The 25092-nt window shown below is 59.7% G+C and carries 20 protein-coding genes; 16 read left to right on the top strand and 4 right to left on the bottom strand.

Translation table 11 applies throughout. The features are described from left to right. The first annotated feature begins 95 nt into the window (after window positions 1–95). The 9 genes from FHT85_RS12150 (at window position 96) to rpmG (ending at window position 11705) form a co-directional block, all read left to right on the top strand. Complete coding sequence (locus FHT85_RS12150) at window positions 96–1052, top strand: aspartate carbamoyltransferase catalytic subunit (RefSeq protein WP_112410580.1); 957 nt, start codon at window positions 96–98, stop codon at window positions 1050–1052. Then, the gene (locus FHT85_RS12145; protein ID WP_112410581.1) at window positions 1049–2338 is read left to right on the top strand and encodes a dihydroorotase; all 1290 of its coding nucleotides are present in this window, start codon (window positions 1049–1051) and stop codon (window positions 2336–2338) included. The genes FHT85_RS12150 and FHT85_RS12145 overlap by 4 nt, the downstream gene beginning before the upstream one ends. Window positions 2339–2372: 34 nt before the next feature. Beyond that, the gene (gene plsY / locus FHT85_RS12140) at window positions 2373–2990 is read left to right on the top strand and encodes a glycerol-3-phosphate 1-O-acyltransferase PlsY (protein WP_112398581.1); all 618 of its coding nucleotides are present in this window, start codon (window positions 2373–2375) and stop codon (window positions 2988–2990) included. Further along, a complete protein-coding gene (dprA, locus tag FHT85_RS12135) occupies window positions 2990–4138 on the top strand; it encodes a DNA-processing protein DprA (RefSeq protein ID WP_112410582.1) in 1149 nt (382 codons plus the stop codon). Before plsY ends, dprA begins: the two co-directional genes overlap by 1 nt. A 279-nt stretch (window positions 4139–4417) precedes the next feature. Further along, window positions 4418–7087 (top strand): type I DNA topoisomerase, encoded by a 2670-nt coding sequence (gene topA / locus FHT85_RS12130; protein ID WP_112410712.1) that lies wholly within the window; start codon window positions 4418–4420, stop codon window positions 7085–7087. Then, the gene (gene rnr, locus FHT85_RS12125; RefSeq protein WP_112410583.1) at window positions 7084–9462 is read left to right on the top strand and encodes a ribonuclease R; all 2379 of its coding nucleotides are present in this window, start codon (window positions 7084–7086) and stop codon (window positions 9460–9462) included. The genes topA and rnr overlap by 4 nt, the downstream gene beginning before the upstream one ends. A 32-nt stretch (window positions 9463–9494) precedes the next feature. Continuing rightward, the gene (locus FHT85_RS12120) at window positions 9495–9950 is read left to right on the top strand and encodes a DUF983 domain-containing protein (RefSeq protein WP_112410584.1); all 456 of its coding nucleotides are present in this window, start codon (window positions 9495–9497) and stop codon (window positions 9948–9950) included. A 306-nt stretch (window positions 9951–10256) separates the two neighbouring features. After that, window positions 10257–11441: an MFS transporter gene (locus FHT85_RS12115; protein WP_112410585.1), complete on the top strand. Its 1185-nt coding sequence runs from the start codon at window positions 10257–10259 to the stop codon at window positions 11439–11441. A 96-nt stretch (window positions 11442–11537) separates the two neighbouring features. Next, complete coding sequence (gene rpmG, locus FHT85_RS12110; RefSeq protein ID WP_003547442.1) at window positions 11538–11705, top strand: 50S ribosomal protein L33; 168 nt, start codon at window positions 11538–11540, stop codon at window positions 11703–11705. Between the two features lie 817 nt (window positions 11706–12522). Here the strand turns inward: rpmG and FHT85_RS12105 are convergent. Further along, entirely contained in the window at window positions 12523–13896 is a 1374-nt protein-coding gene (locus FHT85_RS12105; RefSeq protein ID WP_112410586.1) for a PleD family two-component system response regulator, read from the bottom strand. A gap of 16 nt (window positions 13897–13912) precedes the next feature. Further along, the gene (locus FHT85_RS12100) at window positions 13913–14284 is read right to left on the bottom strand and encodes a response regulator (RefSeq protein ID WP_041677854.1); all 372 of its coding nucleotides are present in this window, start codon (window positions 14282–14284) and stop codon (window positions 13913–13915) included. A gap of 131 nt (window positions 14285–14415) precedes the next feature. Here FHT85_RS12100 and FHT85_RS12095 point away from each other — a divergent pair, with 131 nt between their 5' ends. Both FHT85_RS12095 and FHT85_RS12090 read left to right on the top strand, forming a co-directional pair. After that, window positions 14416–14724, top strand: a complete 309-nt coding sequence (locus tag FHT85_RS12095) for a DUF3572 domain-containing protein (RefSeq protein ID WP_112337507.1) — start codon at window positions 14416–14418, stop codon at window positions 14722–14724. Between the two features lie 2 nt (window positions 14725–14726). Then, window positions 14727–15374, top strand: a complete 648-nt coding sequence (locus tag FHT85_RS12090) for a hypothetical protein (protein WP_112410587.1) — start codon at window positions 14727–14729, stop codon at window positions 15372–15374. Window positions 15375–15391: 17 nt separating this feature from the next. Here FHT85_RS12090 and FHT85_RS12085 read toward each other — a convergent pair whose 3' ends face one another. Further along, window positions 15392–15970, bottom strand: coding sequence for a GNAT family N-acetyltransferase (locus FHT85_RS12085; protein WP_112410588.1), 579 nt, complete (start codon window positions 15968–15970; stop codon window positions 15392–15394). Between the two features lie 83 nt (window positions 15971–16053). Here FHT85_RS12085 and FHT85_RS12080 point away from each other — a divergent pair, with 83 nt between their 5' ends. From FHT85_RS12080 to FHT85_RS12070, 3 genes are all read left to right on the top strand, one after another. Beyond that, window positions 16054–17343, top strand: coding sequence for a DNA polymerase IV (locus tag FHT85_RS12080; RefSeq protein WP_112410713.1), 1290 nt, complete (start codon window positions 16054–16056; stop codon window positions 17341–17343). 190 nt (window positions 17344–17533) lie between these two features. After that, window positions 17534–18577, top strand: coding sequence for a GH25 family lysozyme (locus FHT85_RS12075; RefSeq protein ID WP_112410589.1), 1044 nt, complete (start codon window positions 17534–17536; stop codon window positions 18575–18577). A 190-nt stretch (window positions 18578–18767) separates the two neighbouring features. Beyond that, on the top strand, window positions 18768–20039 hold the full coding sequence (locus tag FHT85_RS12070) for a L,D-transpeptidase family protein (RefSeq protein WP_112410590.1): 1272 nt from the start codon (window positions 18768–18770) through the stop codon (window positions 20037–20039). A 62-nt stretch (window positions 20040–20101) separates the two neighbouring features. Here FHT85_RS12070 and dnaE read toward each other — a convergent pair whose 3' ends face one another. After that, the gene (dnaE, locus tag FHT85_RS12065) at window positions 20102–23596 is read right to left on the bottom strand and encodes a DNA polymerase III subunit alpha (protein ID WP_112410714.1); all 3495 of its coding nucleotides are present in this window, start codon (window positions 23594–23596) and stop codon (window positions 20102–20104) included. 355 nt (window positions 23597–23951) lie between these two features. Between dnaE and FHT85_RS12060 the strand changes: the two genes are divergently transcribed. Together FHT85_RS12060 and FHT85_RS12055 are read left to right on the top strand one after the other, a co-directional pair. After that, window positions 23952–24548: a hypothetical protein gene (locus FHT85_RS12060; RefSeq protein ID WP_112410591.1), complete on the top strand. Its 597-nt coding sequence runs from the start codon at window positions 23952–23954 to the stop codon at window positions 24546–24548. 76 nt (window positions 24549–24624) lie between these two features. Beyond that, on the top strand, window positions 24625–25092 hold the full coding sequence (locus FHT85_RS12055) for a DUF5680 domain-containing protein (RefSeq protein ID WP_112410592.1): 468 nt from the start codon (window positions 24625–24627) through the stop codon (window positions 25090–25092).

The following is a 25092-nucleotide window of genomic DNA, read 5'->3' as shown; positions in this document are numbered from 1 at the left end:
TTGCATGGGGAACAAACAGCCTCGGCACATACCCCCGCTTGCCCCATCGGCGCTCCCTCTTTATAGACCGCCTGACGAAATCCGGAGGCAGGTTTATGGTCTTCTTTCCCCACCGCCACCTCATTGGCATCAAGGGCCTCACCGAGCAGGACATCACCTACCTTCTCGACAAGGCTGACGAGGCGGTCAAGATCAGCCGCCAGCGCGAGAAAAAGACATCGACGCTTCGCGGGCTGACGCAGATCAATCTCTTCTTCGAAGCATCGACGCGCACGCAATCCTCCTTCGAGCTGGCCGGAAAACGGTTGGGCGCCGATGTGATGAATATGTCGGTCGGCAACTCCTCGGTCAAAAAGGGCGAGACGCTGATCGATACGGCGATGACGCTGAATGCCATGCGGCCCGACGTGCTTGTCATCCGTCATTCGAGCGCAGGCGCTGCCGCACTCTTGGCGCAGAAGGTCTCCTGCTCCGTCGTCAATGCCGGCGACGGCCAGCACGAGCATCCGACTCAGGCCCTGCTCGACGCACTGACGATCCGCCGCGCCAAGGGCAAGCTCTCGCGCATCATCGTCGCGATCTGCGGCGACGTGCTGCATTCGCGCGTCGCCCGCTCCAATATCCTGCTTCTCAACGCCATGGGCGCCCGCGTTCGCGTCGTCGCACCCGCCACATTGCTGCCGGCCGGTATCGCCGACATGGGCGTTGAAGTCTTCCATTCGATGAAGGAAGGGCTGAAGGATGCCGACGTCGTCATGATGCTGCGGCTGCAGCGCGAGCGCATGTCCGGCGCTTTCGTACCTTCGGTGCGCGAATATTATCACTTCTACGGGCTCGACGCCGAGACCCTGAAGGCGGCCAAGGAGGATGCGTTGGTCATGCATCCGGGGCCGATGAACCGCGGGGTGGAAATCGCCTCCGAAGTGGCGGACGGCCCGCAAAGCGTCATTGCCGAACAGGTGGAGATGGGCGTCGCCGTCCGCATGGCCGTGATGGAGACCCTGCTCGTTTCGCAGAACCAAGGGCCTCGCAGCGAGGGAGCAGGCGCATGAGCAACTCGATCGTCCTCCAGAATGTCCGCATCATCGATCCCTCGCGCAGTCTCGATGAGATCGGCACGATCGTCGTCGAAGACGGTGTCATCGTAGCCTCCGGCAAGGATGCGAAGAGCCACGGCGTTCCCAAGGGCGCGACCGTTCGCGACTGCAATGGGCTTGTCGCCATTCCCGGCCTGGTCGATGCGCGCGTCCATGTCGGCGAGCCTGGCGGCGAACATCGCGAAACGATCGCGTCTGCCAGCCGCGCAGCAGCGGCCGGTGGCGTCACTTCTTTCATCATGATGCCGGACACGGACCCGGTCATCGATGATATCGCGCTGGTCGAGTTCGTGCGGAAGACGGCGCGCGATACGGCCGTCGTCAATGTCTATCCGGCAGCGGCGCTCACCAAGGGACTGGCCGGCGAGGAGATGACGGAAATCGGCCTGCTGCGCGAAGCCGGAGCCGTCGTGTTTACCGACGCGCATTCCAGCGTCCACGATAGCCAGATTCTGCGCCGAGTGATGACCTATGCGCGCGAATTCGGCGCGGTGATTTCCTGCGAGACACGTGACAAATATCTAGGCGCAAACGGTGTCATGCATGAAGGGCTGCTCGCAAGCTGGCTCGGGCTCTCAGGCATTCCGAAGGAAGCTGAACTCATTCCGCTCGAGCGCGATCTTCGCATCGCGGCGCTGACGCGCAGCCATTATCACGCTGCTATGATCTCCGTGCCGGAATCGGCGGAGGCGATCCGCCTCGCCCGCTCGCGTGGCGCCAAGGTCACATGCGGCATCTCCATCAACAATCTGGCGCTCAACGAGAACGACATCGGCGAGTACCGGACCTTCTTCAAGCTCTACCCGCCGCTGCGCTCCGAGGATGACCGCACAGGCATGATCGAGGCCCTGGCCGACGGCACGATCGACATCATCGTCTCCTCGCACGATCCGCAAGATGTGGATACGAAACGCCTGCCGTTCGGCGAGGCAGAGGACGGTGCGGTCGGGCTGGAAACGCTGCTTCCGGCAGCGCTCCGGCTCTATCATAGTGGCCAAGTCAGCCTGATGCGGCTCATCGATGCGCTCTCGACGCGGCCGGCACAGATCTTCGGACTGCCCGCCGGCACACTGAAGCCCGGCGCCAAAGCGGATATCGCTCTCGTCGATCTCGACGAGCCTTGGCTTGTCGCAAAAGACATGCTTTTGTCGCGCTCGAAGAATACGCCCTTCGAAGACGCGAGAATGAGCGGCCGGGCGGTTGCAACCTATGTCGCCGGCAAGCTGGTTCACAGTCTCTAAGGCAAGCGCCAGGGTTTACGGAGAATAAGACGCGATGGCTGATTTCTGGACTTGGCAGCTTACCCTGCAGACCGCGCTGGCCGCGCTTGTCATCGGCTATCTGCTCGGCTCCATTCCCTTCGGCCTCCTGCTGACCCGCATGGCCGGGCTCGGCGACGTGCGCAACATCGGTTCGGGCAATATCGGCGCGACAAACGTGCTGCGCACCGGCAACAAGGGGCTTGCAGCCGCAACCCTGCTGCTCGATGCCTTCAAGGGTACGGCCGCCGTGCTGATCACCGCGCATTTCTTTGGCGAGGATGCCGGCGTTCTTGCCGGCTTTGCCGCCTTCATCGGTCACATCTTCCCTGTCTGGATCGGCTTCAAGGGCGGCAAAGGTGTCGCTACCTATCTCGGCATCCTGCTGGGACTCGCACCGTTGATGGCCCTGATCTTCGCCATCGTCTGGCTGGCGATCGCCTTTACCACCCGCTATTCCTCGCTTTCCGCACTGGTTGCAACTCTTGTCATCCCGGTTGTATTGTGGATATTGGGGGCCGATAAGATCGCCGCCGCCATGGCGCTGATGACCGTCATCTCCTGGTACAAGCATAGGGCCAATATTGCCCGGCTGACCGCGGGAACGGAAGGCAAGATCGGAGCAAAGGGATAATGGACACAGTCAGCGCAAGACGGACGGGAGTTGCGCTGACCGAAAAACAAAGGATCGCCTGGCTCAGGCTCATCCGTTCCGACAATGTCGGTCCGTCCACCTTTCGTGACCTCATCAATCACTATGGTTCGGCTGAAGCGGCTCTGGCTGCACTTCCGGAGCTTTCGCAGCGCGGCGGCTCGACGCGCGCGATCCGCATTACCGATGAGCGGGATGCCCTGCGGGAGCTGGAGGCAGCGCACCGCTTCGGCGCACGCTTCATCGGCATCGGTGAGCCGGACTATCCCCCTGCCCTTCGCGAGATCGATGGCGCGCCGCCGCTGCTTGCCGTCAAAGGCAACATGTCCGTAGCTACGAGGCCGGCCATTGGCATGGTCGGCTCACGAAATGCCTCGATCAGCGGCGCCAAATTCACCGCCATGATCGCACGCATCTGCGGCGAGGCCGGCTATGCGGTGGTTTCCGGTCTGGCACGTGGCATCGACACGGCCGCCCATCGCGCAAGCCTCGCCACCGGCACGATCGCCGCCATGGCTGGTGGCCTCGACCAACCCTACCCGCCCGAGAATATCGGCCTGCTCAACGACATATGGGACGGCAACGGGCTTGCCGTCAGCGAAATGCCCTTTGGCTGGGAGCCGCGAGCGCGCGACTTTCCGCGCCGTAATCGTCTTATCGCCGGCATCTCGCTCGGTGTCGTGGTCGTCGAGGCGGCAACGCGATCCGGTTCGCTGATAACAGCGCGACTTGCCGGCGAATTCGGCCGGCTCGTCTTTGCCGTTCCCGGCTCGCCGCTCGATCCGCGCTGCGAAGGAACGAACGGCCTGCTGAAAGATGGCGCGATGATCGTCACGACACCGGACGATGTCGTCGAAGCGCTGCGGCCGCTCGCCGAGCCGGATCTCTTTCGCCCGCGCCCCGCAACGGCACCCATCGAAAGAAGCAAGCCGCTCTCCACGCCGCCCGATGATGCAGAGCGCGACCATATCGTCGAGGCGCTAGGGCCGACGCCGGTCGAGATCGACGATATCGTCCGTCACACCGGCTTGTCGATATCGGCCGTTCATTCCGTTCTTCTCGAACTCGACATGGCCGGCCGGCTGCATCGGCATCCCGGCGGACTGGTGTCGATCTCCATGCTGGATTGAAAACTGTGATACGCGTACCGATTCTAAGCATCGCATCGTCGCGCCAAGCGCAAAAATCGCATTACAGCGCCGCGCGTCACATATGACGCGCAAAGGTCGCTGTAACACGTTAGAGGTGCTGCATAATTTTATGCTTCAATCGATTCCGATTTAAGGAATTATGCAATAGCCTCTTGACCGCGACGATTTCCCTGTCCATGTCGGAAGGCCGGGAAGACGGAAAAACCCGGTATCTCCCGCGTCTTATACCGGCGCGACCTCTTATTCAGAGACTTGATGATGAACGTTGTAGTGGTGGAATCGCCTGCCAAGGCCAAGACAATCAATAAATATCTGGGACCCGGATATAAGGTTCTTGCATCCTTCGGCCATGTGCGTGACCTGCCCGCCAAAGACGGTTCGGTACTGCCTGACCAGGATTTCGAAATGCTGTGGGAAGTCGATGGTGCGTCGCAAAAGCGCATCAAGGACATTGCCGACGCGATGAAATCCTCCGACGGCCTGTTTCTCGCGACCGACCCGGATCGTGAGGGTGAAGCCATTTCGTGGCATGTGCTCGATCTGTTGAACAAGAAACGCGTTATCAACGGCAAGCCGGTGAAGCGCGTGGTGTTCAACGCCATCACCAAGAAGGCCGTGCTCGACGCCATGGCCGACCCGCGCGACATCGACGTGCCGCTGGTGGACGCCTATCTCGCCCGCCGCGCGCTTGACTACCTCGTCGGCTTCAACCTGTCGCCGGTTCTGTGGCGCAAGCTGCCGGGCGCTCGCTCGGCCGGCCGCGTGCAATCCGTGGCGCTTCGCCTCGTCTGCGACCGAGAATCCGAGATCGAACGCTTCATCTCGGAAGAATACTGGAACCTTTCTGCGATCCTGAAAACGCCACGCGGCGATGAATTCGAAGCCCGCCTGGTCTCTGCCGACGGCAAGCGCCTGCAGCCGCGCGCGATCGGCAGCGGCGAAGAGGCCGGCAAGCTGAAGGCGCTGCTCGAAGGTGCCTCCTATGTCGTTGACACGGTCGAGGCAAAGCCGGTCAAGCGCAATCCGAGCCCACCCTTCACCACTTCGACGCTGCAGCAGGCCGCCTCCTCGAAACTCGGCTTCTCGGCCTCGCGCACCATGCAGGTGGCGCAGAAGCTCTATGAAGGCGTCGATATCGGCGGCGAAACCGTTGGTCTCATCACTTATATGCGTACCGACGGCGTTCAGATGGCCCCGGAAGCGATCGATGCGGCACGTCACGCCATCGCCAACCAGTTCGGCGACCGTTACCTGCCGGAAAAGGCACGTTTCTATTCCACCAAGGCTAAGAATGCCCAGGAAGCGCACGAAGCGATCCGTCCGACCGATTTCGATCGCGTGCCGGATCGCATCCGCAAATTCCTCGATGACGATCAGCTGAAACTTTACGATCTGATCTGGAAGCGCGGCATCGCCAGCCAGATGGCATCGGCCGAAATCGAGCGTACGACGGTCGAGATCCTCGCTGACAATGCTGGCAAGAAGGCCGGCCTGCGCGCCGTCGGCTCTGTCATCCGTTTCGACGGCTTCATCGCCGCCTATACCGACCAGAAGGAAGACGGCGAGCAGAGCGACGACAGCGAAGAAGGCGGCCGCCTGCCCGAGATCAACGCACGCGAAAATCTCGCCAAGCAGAAGATCAATTCGACCCAGCATTTCACCGAGCCGCCGCCGCGCTACTCGGAAGCATCGCTGATCAAAAAGATGGAAGAGCTTGGCATTGGCCGCCCCTCCACCTATGCCGCGACGCTCGCAACGCTGCGCGACCGCGATTATGTGACCATCGACAAGCGCAAGCTTGTGCCGCAGGCCAAGGGACGGCTGGTTACAGCCTTTCTCGAAAGCTTTTTCACCAGATATGTCGAATACGACTTCACGGCCGATCTGGAGGAGAAGCTTGACCGCATCTCCGCCGGCGAGCTGAACTGGAAGGACGTGCTTCGCGATTTCTGGCGCGATTTCTTCGCACAGATCGAAGACACGAAGGAACTGCGCGTCACCAATGTTCTGGATGCCCTGAACGACGCATTGGCGCCGCTCGTCTTCCCGAAGCGCGAAGACGGCAGCGATCCGCGCATCTGCCAAGTATGCGGCACGGGTAACCTCTCGCTGAAGCTCGGCAAATACGGCGCCTTCGTCGGCTGCTCGAACTATCCGGAATGCAATTATACCCGCCAGCTTTCGTCGGAAGGCGGCGCGGAGGCTGAATCCAACGGATTGAACGAACCGAAAGCGCTCGGCACCGATCCGGTGACCGGTGAAGAGCTGACGCTGCGTTCGGGCCGCTTCGGTCCCTATATCCAGCGCGGCGACGGCAAGGATGCCAAGCGTGCATCGCTGCCGCGCGGCTGGAAGCCGGAGGATATCGATTATGAAAAGGCGATGGCGCTGATCTCGCTGCCACGCGACATCGGCAAGCACCCCGAAACCGGCAAGATGATTTCTTCCGGCATCGGCCGCTATGGACCGTTCCTGTTGCACGACGGCAGCTACGCCAACCTCGAAAGCGTCGAGGATGTCTTCACCGTTGGTCTGAACCGCGCCGTCACCGTTCTTGCCGAAAAGCAGAGCAAGGCAGCCGGTGGAGCGCGCGGCGGAACACCCGCAGCGTTGAAGGATCTCGGCGCGCATCCGGATGGCGGCGGCTCGATCACCGTTCGCGACGGCAAGTACGGCCCCTACGTCAATTGGGGCAAGGTCAATGCGACTTTGCCGAAGGGGACGGATCCGCAGGCGATCACCGTCGAGGAAGCCCTAGCTCTGATCGCAGCGAAGGCCGGCAAGAGCGGCGGCACCACCAAGAAGGCACCCGCCAAGGCAAAGGCCGCGGCAGCCGGCGCAAAAGCCACGAAAACGACTGCCAAGCCGAAGGCTGCTGCAAAGAAGCCTGCGGCCAAGACGGCGGCGAAAAAGAAGAGTGCAGAGTGAGCAGAGAACCGCGCGGCAGGAACCCATCGTCGGAACGGCGTTCCGGTAAGCCCGGCCGCGCCAGCAAGGCAGGCGGCGAGGTTGAGCCGATGATGGCAATTATCCACGGCGAGCTGCCGCCGCGCGAGGTCATCCTGCGCTTCATCGCCGATCATCCGCAACAAGCTTCCAAGCGCGAACTCGCCAAGGCCTTTGGCCTAAAGGGCGAGAGCCGCGTCGCGCTAAAGGAACTGCTGCGCGAGCTTGAAGAAGAAGGCATGGTGCAGAAGAGCCGTAAGTCTCTCATCCGCCCTGGCGCGCTGCCGCCGATTGCCGTTCTCGATATTACGACGCGCGACAAGGACGGCATGCTGATCGGCCGCCCCGCCGAATGGGCCGACGAAAACGGCGTCGCGCCCGCAGTCATGATCAAGCAGTCCTCCTCGCCCGCCGGTCGCAACGGCAAGGGCAAGGCGCCGGTCGCCGGCATGGGCGACCGCATTCTTGCGAAGATCTTCTCGGCTGTGGATCGCGGCGGCCCAGCCTATACGGCCCGCATCATCAAGGTCATCGACAAGCGGCAGGGCGCCTCCATGGGCGTCTTCCGCGAAACGCCGGGCGGCGGTGGCCGGCTGATGCCGATCGAACGGCGCGGCGAGGAAATGGTCATCGACCCCGATTATACCGGCGGTGCCAAGGACGGCGATCTGGTCGAAGTCGAAGTGGCACGTCTCGGCCGCTTCGGTCTGCCGCGCGCCAAGGTTCTGTCTGTTGTCGGTTCTGTCGCCTCGGAAAAAGCGATCTCGATGATCGCCATTCATGCACATGGTATTCCGCATGTTTTCCCCGCTCCCGTGATCGCAGAAGCCGATGCGGCCAAGCCCGCCACCATGTCCCATCGCGAGGATTGGCGCAGCCTGCCGCTGATCACCATCGACCCGGCCGACGCCAAGGACCATGACGACGCCGTCTATGCCGAGATGGACCCCTCGCCCGACAATCCGGACGGCGTGATCGTCACCGTCGCCATCGCCGACGTCTCCTGGTACGTGCGTCCGAACTCGCCGCTCGACCGCGAGGCGCTGAAGCGCGGCAATTCGGTCTATTTCCCCGACCGCGTCGTGCCGATGCTGCCCGAGCGCATCTCCAACGATCTCTGCTCGCTCAAGGAAGGCGTCGACCGCCCTGCCCTCGCGGTTCGAATGGTCTTCTCCAAGGAAGGCCGCAAGGCTGGACATACCTTCCATCGTGTTATGATGAAGAGCGCTGCCAAGCTTTCCTACCAGCAGGCGCAGGCTGCGATCGACGGCCAGCCCGACGATAAGACCGGACCGATGCTGGAGCCGATTCTCAAGCCGCTCTGGCACGCCTATGAGATTCTGAAAAAGGGCCGCGACCGGCGCCAACCGCTCGAACTCGACATGCCCGAGCGCAAGATCCTGCTGAAGCCGGATGGCACCGTCGATCGTGTCTTCGTGCCGCCGCGCCTCGATGCGCACAAGCTCATCGAAGAAATGATGATCCAGGCGAACGTTGCTGCGGCCGAGACGTTGGAAAAGCGCAAGCAGGTGCTGATCTACCGTATCCACGATGGCCCGACGCTCGCCAAGCAGGAAATCCTGCGCGAATTTCTGGCCACCCTCGGCATTTCGCTTGCCAAGGGCGGCAATGTGCGCGCCAATAGCTTCAACGGCATTCTGGCGAAAGCCGAGGGTACGGCGCATCAGACCATGGTCAACGAGATGGTGCTGCGCTCACAGAGCCAGGCGATCTACAGCCCCGACAATATCGGGCATTTCGGCCTGAATCTGATGAAATACGCCCACTTCACCTCGCCCATCCGTCGCTATGCGGATCTGATCGTGCATCGCGCGCTGGTCGGCTCGCTTGGCCTCGGCGAAGGTGCGATCACGCCGGAGGAAGAAGCCTCGCTCGACGATATTGCAGCCGAAATCTCGACCTTCGAGCGCCGCGCCATGGCCGCGGAGCGCGAGACGGTGGACCGGCTCATCGCCCACCACCTCGCCGGTCGTGTCGGCGCGGAGTTCGAGGCGCGCGTCGGCGGCGTCACCAAGTCGGGCCTTTTTGTCACCCTGCCGGACTATGGCGCCGACGGTTTCATCCCTATATCTACGCTCGGCACCGATTACTTCATCTATGACGAGGCGCATCAGGCGCTGACGGGCGAAAGAACGGGGCTCGGATATCGTCTCGGCGACGATGTAACGGTGAGGCTGGCGGAAGCCGTGCCGCTTGCCGGAGCGCTGCGCTTCGAAATGCTGAGCGATGGCAAGCCGATGCCGACGGCGGTGCGTTCCTTCCATAAGGCCACCCGCCGCAATAAGAGCCAGGCGCGCAAGGCACCGGGCACGAGACCGCCGCGCGGCCGCAGGTAAAGAACGGCTGCCGGCACGGAGGAAGCGCATTCATGACGGGCAGCCCATCCGACTCCCCCATCCGCTTCGGTGGCTCAGACGAAAGCGAACGTCCGCTCGGACGCTCGATTCTACGCGGCATGCTGAACCGCTGCCCGCGCTGCGGCACCGGCAAGCTCTTTCGCGCCTTTCTGAAGCCAGTCGACCGATGCGCGGTCTGTGATGAAAATATCTCTCACCAGCGAGCCGACGACCTGCCGCCCTATCTGGTGATCCTGGTTCTCGGCCACCTGATCGTCGGCGGCTATATGCTGACGGATATGACCTTCAAGCTGCCACTCTGGGCGCATCTTGCCATTTGGGCACCCATCACCATTATCGCGGCACTTGCCATCATCCAGCCGATCAAGGGTGGCGTCATCGGCCTGCAATGGGCGCTGCGCATGCATGGCTTCGGTGGCCATGACGACACCCCAGAGGATTGGGATCAAGGAAACGGCCGATCGTGACCATGCTATCCGGTTCATGCCGCCGGTCTCTATCGTTGGCAGAGATTGCTTCCGCGCATTGCGCTTCTATATCGGAAACTGCAGAGGTTTTGTCGCTTAATCGTGCTTCAGGCGAACTGCTTTGCCGGCAACCGCTTGACATGAGCAGCATTTCTTGTCTGAACATGCCGCGCGTCATAGGGACTACTCCGGAGGGGGTGATCGATCACATGAAAGCCGACCCGTCACCTGAATTTGGCCGAGCCGTGGCTTCCTGTGCTTCACATTGCGATCGATTCGCACGCCTCATGCCCCAGGGATTTTTTTATGCTTGAACCGACGAACGACAAGGCCGGCCACGTCGAAGAAATTCACTGGCCTTCGCTCGTCGCAGCCATTACCTCCGTATCCGCCGTTGGCATCGCCATCGGGCTGGGACTGCCGCTTCTGAGCATCATTCTCGAAAAGCGCGGTGTTCCCTCGAGCCTCATCGGCCTCAACACGGCCATGATGGGCGTCGCCTCGATGCTGGCAGCGGTCGTCACGACCAAGCTCGCGCACCGCTTTGGCGTCGTGCAGACAATGATCTGGGCGGTTTTCCTATCGGCTCTAAGCTCGCTCGGCTTCTACTATGCAGAAAATCTGCTTCTGTGGTTTCCGCTGCGCATCGTCTTCCATGGGGCGACGACAACGCTCTTCATCCTGTCGGAATTCTGGATCAACGCCGCCTCGCCGCCTTCCAAACGCGGATTCGTGCTCGGTCTCTATTCCACCGTCTTCTCTCTCGGATTTGCGGCCGGCCCCCTCGTCTTTTCCGTCGTCGGCAGCGAAGGCCTGATGCCCTTCCTCATCGGCGCCTGCATCATCCTGGCCGCCTCCATCCCGATCTTCATTGCGCGAAACGAGAGCCCGATCGTCGACGAGAAGCCGGAACTGCATTTCGTGCGCTACATCTTCCTCGTGCCGACGGCCACGGCTGCAGTCTTCGTGTTTGGTGCGGTCACCGTCGGCGGCGGATCGCTCTTCACCAGCTATGCGACGCGCCTCGGTTTCAACGAATCACAGGCGGCACTGCTGCTGACCGTCATGGGCGTGGGCAACTTCGTGTTCCAGATCCCGCTCGGGCTGCTTGCCGACCGCATGCGGGACAAACGGCCGCTGCTGTCGATCATGGCCACGATCGGGTTTGTCGGAGCGCTCCTGCTACCGTCGCTGTCATCGAACTGGATCATTCTTGCCATCATCCTGCTCTTCTGGGGTGGCTGCGTTTCCGGCATGTATACGGTCGGCCTCAGCCACCTCGGCACGCGATTGACCGGCGTCGATCTCGTCGCCGCCAATGCGGCCTTCGTTTTCTGTTACGCCGTAGGCATGGTCCTCGGGCCGCCGACGGTCGGCACGGCCATGGATGTCGCCAATCCCAGCGGCTTTGCCTGGGCCGTGGCGTTTTTCTTCGGTCTTTATGTCCTGCTTTCGGGGATACGACTGCTTTTCATGGGCAACAGAGGTTGACTTTTCGGGCGCGATTTGTATTTTCGCGCCAGAATTCGCCGTGGACCTCCGCACTGGCCGTCCACGGCGTTCATTTTTATTAAAGGCAGGACGACCATGGCCAAGGCTACCACCATCAAGATCAAGCTGCTGTCGACGGCCGACACCGGTTTCTTCTACGTCACGACGAAGAACAGCCGTACGATGACGGACAAAATGACGAAGACGAAGTACGACCCGGTTGCTAAGAAGCATGTCGAGTTCAAGGAAACGAAGATCAAGTAAGCTTCCTAAACTTCAGGTTACAAAAAGGCGCGACCTTCGGGTTGGCGCCTTTTTTGTTTTATAAACCTCATCTCGATCGCCGTCCGATTTTGCAACAGCGGTTGGAAACGCCTCAGTCGAACAATGCCTTGCCGGCACGGCAAAGAAAAACGCCGCCCTTCAGAAATGAAGAGCGGCGTTTTGAATGGGGGCCGGCTAGCCTGCAAAACGGCACGAGGAACCGTTATCTTCTGCCTGCCAGCCGACCGACCCCACGACCCAGGAGATGCGGCGGACCTGAGCATCATGGGGTATCTCGGATACCCTAATCGGTTGTCTGTATACGGGACTAAATTCGCGCGAAATCAAAAGAAAATCAACAAATTCTTAATGATAAAAAATGCCTGTCTGCCCGCATGGTTAAAATTCATGACTTTGACGGAAAAGAATGCCCGATAGCATTAACGAAAAATGGTCAAGAAATTATCAAGAATAAAGAGAGATCTCCTCTCTCGCTAGAAAAGATACAATACAGATACTAAAGTAAAATTGAATATTCAATTTAGTTTCAATCAAGCTCCTGTCCTTCCAGCTCCCACCTGACCACCAAGCCACGAACAAGATAAAAACATATAGTAATATAATACGAATATTTCGCCTTGGGGCAGAAAGCGAGAATTTATTCCGAAATTGAAAGTATAAGTATTCTTATTTTCTTTGAACCAGAACTCAATTGGCTGTGGAGGTGAGATAAAGAACGGAAAGAATTGATCGCGGTTCAAAAACCTAGAAGCTACCTCAGTATTGACGGGTAATTGCCATTCTCGGCCGTTTACCCCTATGCGGCTGAAGCTACGACCCTGTTGCGGCCTGCCCTTTTGGCTTCGTAAAGCGCAAGATCGGCCTGTTTCATCAACTGCTCCGGCGTATCGATCGTCTCCAAACGGCACGAAATTCCGAAGGACGCGGTAATGTTAAGCGCCACACCAGTTTCGCGTAATTTCACAGGCATATTTTCTACCGCAGCGCGTAGCCGTTCTGCGACGGCTGCGGCGATATCGGCGGGCGTATCCGGCATGACGACTACGAATTCCTCACCTCCGTAACGACAGGCAAGATCGGCGCCGCGCACCGTTGAGCGGATCCGTGCGGCAAACTCCTTGAGAACTTCGTCGCCGGCATCGTGACCATGGGTGTCGTTTACAGTCTTGAAGCGGTCTATGTCGGTGATCAGAATCGAAAGCGGCCTGCCCCGTGCCAGGGATCGATCAAAAAGCACCTTTAAGTGGTTGTCGAGGTAGCGTCTGTTGTGCAGGCCGGTGAGCGCGTCGGTGACGGCAAGCTCGATCGTCTGCTGTACGCTGGCACGCAGACGGTCGTTATAGCGCTTGCGGCGTATTTGCGTGAGGCAGCGGGCCACGAGCTCATTCGGCTCGATCGGCCGGACAATATAATCATTGACGCCGAGATCCAGCGCGCGGACGATCATGTCATCGGCCCCCTGCTCCGTCACCAGCAGCACTGGCAGGAAGCGCGTACGCTCCAGCGAGCGCAGCTGCGAACAAAGCCGCAGCGGATCATAATCGTCGAAATTAGAATTGACGATGACCAGCTCGAACGGCCGTTCGGCCGCTTCGAATAAAGCCGCCTGCGGATCGGACATCGCAATGACCTGGGCAATCGGCTTCAGCGTTCGGATAATCCGCTCCTGCGAATTGGCGCGGCCGTCGACCAGCAGCACCTGGCCGGCTTCCTCGGAACGACCTTCTCCGGAGCGCATCAGATCGCCGATGCCGAAGTTGCGCGCGGTCTCGTTGCGCATATGCAGCTCGTCACTCAATGTCTTCAGGCGAAGCAGGCTCTTGACGCGCGAAATCAGCTGGAGGTCATTGACCGGCTTCGTCAGGAAATCGTCGGCACCGGCCTTCAGACCACGCACGCGGTCGGCAGGCTGATCGAGCGCCGTCACCATGACGACCGGGATATGCGCAGTTCGGGGATCGGATTTCAGGCGCTCGCACACTTCGAAGCCGTCCATGCCGGGCATCATAATATCGAGAAGGATCAGATCGACCTGCGTGCTCGCGCAAATGGCGAGCGCCTTCAAACCGTCCTCAGCCGTCAGCACTTCGAAATATTCGGCAAGCAGCCGCGCTTCCAGAAGCTTTACGTTGGCCGGAATATCGTCGACTACCAGGATGCGTGCGGTCATCAGCTGCTCCCCATCATCAGGCGTCGCCCAGATAGGTTTTAATAGTCTCAATGAATTTCGGCACTGAAATCGGCTTCGAGACATAGGCCTCACAGCCACCCTGGCGAATGCGCTCCTCATCGCCCTTCATGGCGAAGGCCGTGACTGCGATTACGGGGATCATGTGCAGGTCGTCGTCTTCCTTCAGCCACTTGGTGACCTCCAGACCGGAGACCTCCGGCAGCTGAATATCCATGAGAATCAGATCTGGACGGTGCTTGCGCGCGAGATCGAGCGCTTCCATGCCATTGCGGGTCTGGATCGTTGTATAGCCGGAGGCTTCGATCAGATCGCGAAAGAGCTTCATATTCAGCTCATTGTCTTCTACAATCATTACCTGCTTAGCCATGGAACGCTGCCCCTGCATCCGGTATTGCATCCATTCTCTCGAAATATAGGGTCGCGAGGAACCGATTCCAGAAATAGTTGAATCGCAAATTACCGGCATTTGGTTGAAAAATAGGTAACTCACCCCTCAAAATGCAAAGTAACTTCAAGAACCCGAAGAAGAGCGCGGCCAACCCGCAAGAGACTGCTATTGCCGTACTCGGCTGGCTCGCCAATGAACCCGATATGTTTGGCCGCTTCCTGGCGCTCACCGGCGTGGAGCCGGCGCAGGTGCGCAACGCCATCAACGAGCCCGCCTTCCTTGCTGGCATGCTCGATTTCCTCATGAACCACGAACCGACATTGCTGGCCTTCTGCGAGGCCAGCGGCATTCCGCCGGAGGCCGTCGCCGCCGCGTCGGCGCATTTTTCGCCGCCCGGCCTTGCCTCTGGAGAATACTGATCATGGATGCCCCGATCGAATTCGACGTATCGCATATCCAGCTTCAGGAACGGCCATTGATCGTCTGCGATGTCGATGACGTTGTTCTGCATTTCTTTGCGCCCTTCCTGGCCTTCATCGACGCCGAAGGCCATGAATTCCTGCCGCGCTCCTTCCGGCTGACGGGCAACATCGTTTCCAAGGCCAATGGTTCCGTGCTGGAGGAAAAGGATGTCCGCCGGCTGATCGAGGCGTTCTTCGAGGCGCAGGAGCAATGGCAGACGCCTTTCGATCGCGTGGTGGACACGCTCGCCACGTTTTCGAAAGATGCCGATATCGTTTTTCTGACAGCTATGCCGCCACAGTTCTGGGGGCAGAGGCGGCGGCTCCTCGACAGGCTTGAGCTTGACTATCCGTTGCTCGCATCGCTGCAGCCGAAGGGGCCGATCGTACGCTCGCTGCATCGACAGCGCGAGATGCCCGTCGCCTTCGTCGACGACATGGCCCACAACCTGCATTCGGTCAGCGAATATGTTCCGGGATGCCTCCTCATCAATCTGAAACCGGCCTCCATCGTTCATCGCATGGCGCCCGCCGTCGCCGCTGGTATTCCGGAAGCCAATGAATGGGGCCAGGCAGCACCGCTGATCCAGGCTCATATCGCACGCTGACGTCATCCTACCTATCCTCAAAGAGCGAGGCGCATCAGAGGCCTGCCGTCCTTCCGCTTCGCAACTTCAGAAAATCCGGCGGCCTCGAATATGCGCTGCGAGCCGACATAGAGACCGACCGATTTCGACTGCTTCGTGCGCTCGATCGGGCAGCCCTCAAGCAGCCGCGCGCCGGAAGCACGGGCGAAATTCACGGCCTCCGACAGCATGCGATGGCTATACCCCCTGCCGCGATCCTTCGAATTTATGAAGAAGCAACTTACCGCCCAAACAGTGCTGTCTTCCGCATCGGCTGGATCGAGCGGACGAGACACCGTTTTCGGCGAGTTCCATTGCGGCAGCTCTGCACGCGGACCAACCTGCACCCAGGCAATCGGTTGCCCATCAATGTAGCCTAGGAGACCGGGCGGCGGCCCAGCCGAGATTCGCTCCTGGATCAACTGCTTCTTTGCTGCCGCATCCATCGTCTTGCGCTGCGATGTCGCGACACGGAAATGAGTGCACCAGCAGCCATAGCAGGCACCGCTTGGTCCAAACAGTGTCTCGAAATCGTCCCAGCGATCCGGCGTCAATGCCTGCACGACTAAGTTCTGCACTCGCGCCTCCCCGGCAGTTTTCCAGCTTGAGACTCGCGAGCTTAGATCATAAAGTGGCGATGTTCAATTTTTGTTCTCACTTGATGACCCATGCGCCCGACAAGATCTCCGGCTTCTGTCGCGATTGCTTGAGCGAGCAATCGGCCACGCGCACGCGCTGCCGGAGCTGCGGAAGCCCTCGCCTCGTTTACCATCGGGAACTCTACGCACTGACGCTGGCGCATATCGATTGCGATGCTTTTTATGCCTCCATCGAGAAACGTGACAATCCGGAGTTGGCCGACAAGCCCGTTATCATCGGCGGCGGTAAGCGCGGCGTCGTCTCCACTGCCTGCTATATCGCCCGCATCCATGGGGTGCGCTCCGCCATGCCGATGTTCAAGGCGCTGGAAGCGTGCCCGCAGGCCGTCGTCATCCGGCCGAACATGGAGAAATACGTGCGCGTCGGCCGCGAGGTCCGTGCGATGATGCAGGACCTGACACCGCTGGTACAGCCGCTTTCGATCGACGAGGCCTTTCTCGAGCTAGAGGGCACGCAGCGGTTGCATCACGATCCGCCGGCGCGCATCCTCGCCAAGTTCGTCAAGCGCGTGGAGCAGGAAGTCGGCATCACCATCTCCGTCGGCCTTTCCTACTGCAAATTCCTCGCCAAGGTTGCCTCCGATCTACAGAAGCCGCGAGGCTTCTCCGTCATTGGCAAGGAAGAGGCGCTCTCCTTCCTGGAGCCACGATCGGTCACCACCATCTGGGGAGTAGGCAAGGCCTTTGCCGCTACGCTCGAAAGCGACGGTATTCGCACCATCGGCCAATTGCAGGCCATGGAGGAAGGTGACCTCATGCGCCGTTATGGCGTCATCGGCCAGCGACTTTTCCGTCTCTCCCGCGGGATCGACGACCGAACCGTGCATCCTAATGAAGCGGCAAAGAGCGTGTCTTCCGAAACCACCTTCTTCGAAGACATCTGGCGCCATGAAGATCTCGTGCCGATCCTGCGCGATCTCTCCGAGAAGGTTTCCCGGCGTCTGAAGCGCAGCGGCATTGCCGGCCAGACCGTCGTGCTGAAGCTGAAGACCGCAGACTTCAAGATTCGCACGCGCAATCGTCGGCTGGAGGACCCAACCCAACTCGCGGACCGGATTTTCCGCACCGGACTGCGGCTGCTCGAACCTGAAACCGACGGCACGAAATTCCGTCTCATCGGCATCGGGGTTACCGATCTTGGCGATGCCGGGCGCGCAGATCCGCCCGATCTTATCGACGTTCAGGCCATGCGACGGGCCGCCGCGGAAGCAGCCATGGATAAGCTCCGAGAAAAATTCGGCAACAAGACAGTCGAAACCGGCTACACGTTCGGCGACAAAAGCCAAAAATAACAATTATTTAGCACAAGTCACCGGATGGTGATTTTTGGCTGCATTGCAAATAATTGAACGACGTGCGCGATTCTTTAGCGCGAGAAAGCTCGGATTCAAACTTTTTTGGTAAATTTCCATTAGGACTTGGATTCTGTAACTTTCCGGCGGCGTGAACTCGTCGCCTCCAGTGTTTTGCGTACGGGTTCCTATGCGTCTATCGGCTGTATCGACCATTCTTCTCGCCTGCCTGACGATTTCAGGCTGCGCCGCCCGAGGTGAGCGCGAAGCCGCGCAAGCCGCCCCGCCTTCGAAAGAATTGACCGGTTCCATCACAAAGACCAGTAGGGTCGTGCCTTCGGTCGAAATCGGCGAAACCGTTTCGCGCGTCGAGCGGCAGCAGGCGCTCGCAGTCGCGATGCCAACGAATCTCCGGCCTGAGGGCCTTATGCCCTCCGACCAGAGCGGCGACGATGACGCGCCAGTCCCGCTGCAACGACCGCTCGCCATGCTCTCGCCATCGAATCCGGTGCCCCGCGCCCTGCGGCAGCAGCCGATGCAGATCTACAGCCATCGCTTCCGCGATGCCAAGCCGATCAACTTCGGTGTGTCCACCTCGCCCCGGAAGCTCGCTGTCCATGGCGTCGACGTCTCTCGCTGGCAGGGCGAGATCGACTGGGATACGCTGCGCACGCAGGGTGCGAACTTCGTCTACATCAAGGCAACGGACGGCGGCGATCACATCGATCCCATGTTCAAGAAGAACTGGCGGGCTGCCCAGCAGGCCGGCCTGAAACATGGCGCCTATCATTTCTTCTACTGGTGCCGGACTGCCGGAGAGCAGGCCGACTGGTTCATTCGCAACGTGCCGAAGGAAGCCGGAGCCCTACCGCCGGTCATCGACGTGGAATGGAACGGTGAGTCAAGTTGCAAGCGGCGGCCCTCGCGCGAGCAGGTTCTCGCCAAGATGCAGGTCTTCATGGACAAGCTGGAAAAGCATTACGGCCAGCGTCCGATCGTCTACACGGCTCCGGACTTCTATCGCGACAATCTGAGTGGCGAGCTGCTCAACTATCCCTTCTGGCTGCGCGCCGTGGCTCAACATCCGTCCAAGGTCTATCCGGGCCGTAAATGGCTGTTCTGGCAATATTCCGGCTCCGGTGTATCGCACGGCGTCGAAGGCAAGATCGACCTCAACGCTTTCCACGGCAGCGAGCAGGACTGGCACAACTGGGTGGCCTCCAGCGTCCACTGATTCCCCGTTAGTTCAAGATTTCAATCATCGCCGAAGCAGAGTTTGAACGCTCCGCTTCGGCGATGCCACATTGGGCGTTCGGCGAACTCACGCGTTCATGGACGCAGAAAGGCATGAGTCTTCGGCAAGTCTTCCTTAAACTTCCAAGTCTAACCTCAGGTGCAACGAGTATTGCGTTTTGGTTGTGTCTATGAAGCCATTTTTGTTGCTGGGGCTCGCGCTGGTGTCAGCCACCGCCCTTTCCCATCCCGTCTTTGCTGCGCCGGATACCCGCACCCTGCAGATCGTGGTGTCAAAGGACAGGCAGTCGCTCGCGGTCTATGACGGCGATAAGGTTATCGCGACTTCGAAGGTTTCCACCGGCAAGCGCGGCCACACAACCCCCAGCGGCATCTTCTCCATTCTGGAGAAGAAGGTATATCACGAATCCAATCTCTATTCGGCCTCGCCCATGCCTTTCATGCAGAGGCTGACCTGGTCGGGGATCGCGCTACACGAATCCAATTCCGTCCCGAATTATCCCGCATCGCATGGCTGCGTGCGGATGCCGAAGGCCTTTGCGAAGACGCTTTATCAAATGACCGAGCGCGGCGTGCATGTCGTCATCGCCGATCAGCCGCTAGTGCCGCAGCCGTTTGAAAACGCGATGCTGTTCCAGCCGCTGCCAGCTCCACCGCCGGCGCTGTTTTCAGGCATAGAACTCCGTCCGATGACCGCAAGCTTCCTGCCGCAGGCACAACAGCTGCAGGTGGCGACGAACGACGTGACGTCGATCCAGATACCGAAGGCGCGGGAGACTCTGGCGCCACCGGCCGATCCCGCTCCGCTCAGCATCCTCATCACCCGGCGGGGCTTGCGCGAAAACGTGCGCGACCTTCAGGGCATCCTGAACGGGATGGGCTTCATCACGGGAACGCCCGACGGCATGCTGGGGCCTGCGACGGTGCAGGCGATCGAAGACTTCAAGAAGGCACATGACATCAAGACGACGGGCGGCCTCGTCAGCTCCGCGCTGATGAAGGCAGTCTATGCTGCGGCCGGCAGGGGCGAACCGCCGAACGGCGCGATCATGGTCCGGCAGAACTTCAAACCGCTGTTCGAAGGACCGGCCATCATTACCGAGCCGCAGGAGGCGCTCGGCGTACATTTCTTCACCGCCAATGCGATCGATCGGATCAGCGGCAAGGCCGACTGGTTCGGCATGACGCTCGAGGAAGATCTGAGCAAGCAGACGAAGAAGCGCTACGGCATCACCAGCGAGGAACAATCACAATCGTTCGACGCAGCCGGACAGGCGCTCAATCGCATCACCATCCCTGACGATATCCGTCACCGCATCGAGGATCTGCTGACCGCGGGATCGTCGCTAACGATTTCCGATACCGGCGTCGGACCGGAAACCGGCAACGAGACCGATTTCATCACTATTACCAACAACGGTGCGCTGGGTAAGAAGGGCTAGAGCCTTTTTGCTTTTACGCAATTCCGGACGGAAAACCGCTATACACTTTTCCCGGAATTGCTTCAGACCAGCTCCACGTCGATCACGCCCGGCGCCGTGCGCAATGCGGCGGCGATTTCAGGCGTAATGCGATATTTCTCCGGCAGCGCCACCTCGACCTCTCGCAACCCCTCTTCTTTGATGACAATGAAGGAAACGAGGCCGTCGCCTTTGGTGTTCAGATGCGCGGCAACGGCTTTCAGCGGGCCGGAATCGCGGACATAGACGCGCAGCGCCTTCTGCATCTGCAACGACTTCTCTTCCAGCGACTGTGCTGTCTGCAGGCGCAGGCTGATACCCTCGGGGCGCTCGTCCGCCTGGGCGGTAATGACGAAGGATTTGCCGACTTCGAGAACGTCACGATACTGGTTGAGCGTTTCAGAGAAAAGCACGGCTTCGAACTGGCCGGAAGCATCCGAAAAGACGAAGATGCCCATCTTGTTGCCAGTGCGCGTCTTGCGCTCCTGCTTTGAGATGACAGTGCCGGCCAAGCGGCCGTTGCTGGCGCCTTGCTTCACCGCCGCGGAAAAATCGGCGAAGGGCTGCACCCGCATCTTGTCGAGCACGCTCTTATAAGTATCGAGCGGATGTGCCGTCAGATAGAAACCGAGCACCTGGAATTCGCGCAGCAGACGCTCCGAGGCGAGCCATGGCGTATAGGGCGGAAATACGATTTTTTCCGGACCGGAGGCGGCACTTCCGAACATATCATGCTGGCCGCTGCGCTTGTTTTCCTGCGCCACCTGGGCATAGCCCATGACGCGGTCCAAGCCGGCAATCAGCTGCGCACGGTCGATTTCGAAGCAATCGAAAGCACCGGCGCAGATCAGGCTTTCCAGAACGCGGCGGTTGATCTGCTTGGGATCGATGCGCAGGCAGAAATCCTCGATGCTGGCAAAGGGCTGATCGCCGCGCACCTCGACGATATGGTCGACGGCCGATTCACCGACGCCCTTGATGGCGGCCAGTGCATAATAGATGCGGTTTTCGCCCGTTTCAAAATGGCGGAATGAGGTCTGCACGGAAGGCGCGATGACCTCGATGCCCAGCCGCTTGGCGTCCTGACGAAAGTCGTTGACCTTCTCGGTATTGGACATATCGAGCGTCATCGACGCGGCCAGGAACTCCACCGGATAGTGCGCCTTCATATAGGCGGTCTGGTAGGAGACGATGGCGTAGGCGGCGGCGTGCGACTTGTTGAAGCCATAATTCGCGAATTTGGCGAGCAGATCGAAGATGACATCGGCCTGCCCCTTCGACACGCCGTTCTTGATGGCACCGTCGACGAAGCGCTCGCGCTGCTGGTCCATCTCCGCCTTGATCTTCTTACCCATGGCGCGGCGCAGAAGATCGGCTTCGCCGAGCGAATAGCCCGAGAGCACCTGGGCGACCTGCATCACCTGCTCCTGGTAGACGATAACGCCTTGGGTTTCCTTGAGAAGATAATCGATCTTCGGGTGGATCGATTCGATCTCTTCCTCGCCGTGCTTGCGGGCATTATAGACCGGGATGTTCTCCATCGGGCCGGGACGATAAAGCGCCACGAGCGCAATGATATCCTCGATGCAGTCCGGCCGCATGCCGATCAGCGCCTTGCGCATGCCCGCACTTTCCACCTGGAACACGCCGACCGTCTCGCCGCGCGAGAGCATATCGTAGGTCTTCTTGTCGTCGAGCGGGATGCTGGCAAGATCGATCGAGATACCGCGTTTCGCGACGAAATCGACCGCCGTTTTCAGGACGGTCAGCGTCTTGAGACCGAGGAAGTCGAACTTCACCAGGCCGGCTTGCTCCACCCATTTCATGTTGAACTGGGTGACGGGCATGTCGGAGCGCGGGTCGCGATACATCGGCACGAGCTTCGACAGTGGGCGGTCGCCGATGACGATACCGGCGGCATGGGTCGATGCGTGGCGATAGAGGCCTTCGATCTTCTGGGCGATATCGAGAAGACGGGCGACAACCGGCTCCTTGTCCGCCTCCTCCTGCAGGCGCGGCTCCTCCTCGATCGCTTTGCTCAGCGGGGTCGGATTGGCAGGATTGTTCGGCACCAGCTTGCATATCTTATCGACCTGGCCATAGGGCATTTCCAGCACGCGGCCAACATCGCGCAAGGCGGCGCGTGCCTGCAGCGAACCGAAGGTGATGATCTGCGCCACCTGCTCGCGGCCGTATTTGGCCTGCACGTAGCGAATCACCTCTTCACGCCGGTCCTGGCAGAAGTCGATATCGAAGTCCGGCATGGAGACGCGTTCCGGATTGAGGAAGCGCTCGAACAGCAGCGAGAAGCGCAGCGGATCGACGTCGGTGATCGTCAGCGCATAGGCGACGAGCGAGCCTGCACCGGAACCGCGACCGGGGCCGACAGGGATATCGTGGCGCTTGGCCCATTTGATGAAGTCGGCAACGATCAGAAAGTAGCCGGGAAACTTCATGCGCTCGATGACGCTCAGTTCGAATTCCAGCCGGTCGCGATAATCCTTCTCCTCGTAACCCGGTGCCATGCCAAGCGAGGTTATGCGCTGATCGAGGCCCTCGACCGCCTGAGCGCGCAGCTCGGCCGCCTCGGCGCGCCCGGCCTCTTCAGGGTCGTCAGTCGCCCCGGTAAAGCGCGGCAGGATCGGCGCGCGGGTCTTCAACACGAAGGAGCAGCGGCGAGCGATCTCGACCGTGTTCTCAAGCGCTTCCGGCAAGTTGGCGAAAAGCTTTGACATGTCTGCGCGGCTCTTCAGATAGTGATCCGGCGTCAGGCGAAATCGCGTATCGTCCGAGACGATGGCATTGTGGGCCACTGCCATCAAGGCGTCATGCGCATCGTAATCGTCCCGCGTCGGGAAAAAGGCTTCGTTGGTGGCGACAAGCGGGATCTCGTGCTCGTAAGCCAGCTTGATCATCTTCTGCTCGTGACGACGATCATAGGTGCCGTGACGCTGCAATTCGACATAGAGCCTGTCATCGAACAGCTGCTTCAGCCTCAACAACCGGGAGAGCGCCTGTGCGGCATGCCCTTCTTTCAAAGCCATATCGACCGGGCCGGTGAGCGAACCGGTGAGCGCGATCAACCCTCCCGTACCGATCTCATCCAGCCATGAGGCTGTGATGTGAACGGCGCTGTTGCCCTCGCCGCCGAGATAGGCGCGGCTGACGAGATCGACGAGGCGCTCATATCCCCGCTCGGTCGCGGCAAGCAGCACGATGGATGGCATCTTCGCCAAAGCTTGTTGCGGCCCGCGCTTCTCGCTCTCGCCGCCATCCTCCATATCGATCGATACCTGACAGCCAATGATCGGCTGCAGCCCCTCATCCATCGCCTTCTGCGAGAATTCCAGGGCGACGAACAGATTGTTCGTATCGGTGATCGCAATGGCCGGCTGACTGTCCCCGGCAGCCTTGGCCAATATCTTCTTGAGCGGCAATGCGCCCTCTAGCAGAGAATAGGCGGAATGAACCCTGAGGTGCACAAATTCCGGCATTTCGCCGACCGGCGCTGCCACGCCGCTGCCACCTGCATCCGCCATTTCATACCCTTCCGCACGCCTGAATGAATCAGCGACATTTTCGGCATTGCGGACCATAAAGTCCAGAAGTTGCTCCCATCAAATATGGGAACAGCATGTGCAAACGGGGGATAAAGCTTACATCGCCATCATGATGAGGGAAAAGCTGGCGACGAACATGACGATGGAAGTGAATGCTGCAACGTCTCGAATAATGTCGGTCATTTAGGCGCTCCTTACTCGTTATGTTTTCTTTTTGTTCTATTTTTGTTCGAGAGTCAATAGATACATCAGTAAATTTCATCGGACGACTTCTCAGCCTGCAATGGACGCCGGCAGGCCCCGGCGCTATGCAGAGGCAAACAGGGGGATCACGATGAAGTCACTTGGCTGCGCTCTCATTCTTCTTTTGACTCCAATCGCGGCTCACGCCGAAGACACCATTGCTTCCGACCGCATCATCGACGCGGCGATCGGCGACTGGAACAAGGACGGAAAGCCGGACCTTGCATTACTGGTGACGATGCCGCCGCATGACCAGGCCGATTATGAGATCGGGATCTATATCTATCTCCGCGACAAGGAGCACGAACTACTCAAGCTGGCCGCCGACGGCCCTGATAAGATATGGGGCCGCGCTGAGCCTGATGGCATCTACGGCCAGGAACCATCGATCGCCGCACTGCCGAGCGGTTCAATCGCGATCACCTCGCAGAACGATGCGATCGGGCGCGACCGATGGCATCAGACTTTGACGCTTGCCTATCGCAACAGCGCATTTTTGGTTGCCGGCTATAGCTACGATTTTCGTGACAACCTCGAACCCGGTAACAGCTATAGCTGCGATTACAACGTCCTGACCGGCAAGGTGACCAAGGACGACAAGATACTCAAGGCCGATGCCAAGACCATCAGCATACAGGACTGGCAGGATGATATCGGCCAGAAGGCCTGCGAAAGCAGCCATCGCTAGCAAATGTTCTCTTTTTGTTCTTTACAAATCTCGCATTGAATGGCATCTTGGCCGCTCACCAGAATTGGAGAGGGTCATGCCGGATCTTGCCGAGCTGAACGATTTTATTGTCGTCGCCAAAGCCGAAACCTATGTCGGTGACGGCGAGAGGTTGCCATCCTGCCGTAGCGGCTCGCATGACATTGGCTATGCGAGCGGCCGCTGGCGCTATCTCGACAGCTACTTCGGCGGCACGGACTTCGCCGGACAAGAGCTCGTATGGCATGACGGCGAGCCGGTATGGGCCATGAACTATTTCGGCCATATCGTCGAACACGACCTGATCGACGGAACGCGCGCCGGCATGGTGATCAAGGCGGCCCTCCTGCGGCTCTATCTTGACGAAAGGCGCTTTCTCGGCGGCTTCGAGTTCGAGCATGCCTATGGGCTTTACATCGATGAAAACATCGGCGACTGCCACCATTTCAGCGGCTACGAAGCTATCGTCGTCAGCGAACGCAGGGCTTACGAACTGGATTATCGCGGCGGCCTGATCATCCCGTAA

Origin of the sequence: Rhizobium sp. BK312 (genome assembly GCF_014193605.1) — a bacterium.
GTDB lineage: Bacteria > Pseudomonadota > Alphaproteobacteria > Rhizobiales > Rhizobiaceae > Rhizobium.
The sequence above is the reverse complement of the archived record's forward strand: the minus strand, read 5'-3'. Positions and strand labels throughout refer to the sequence as shown.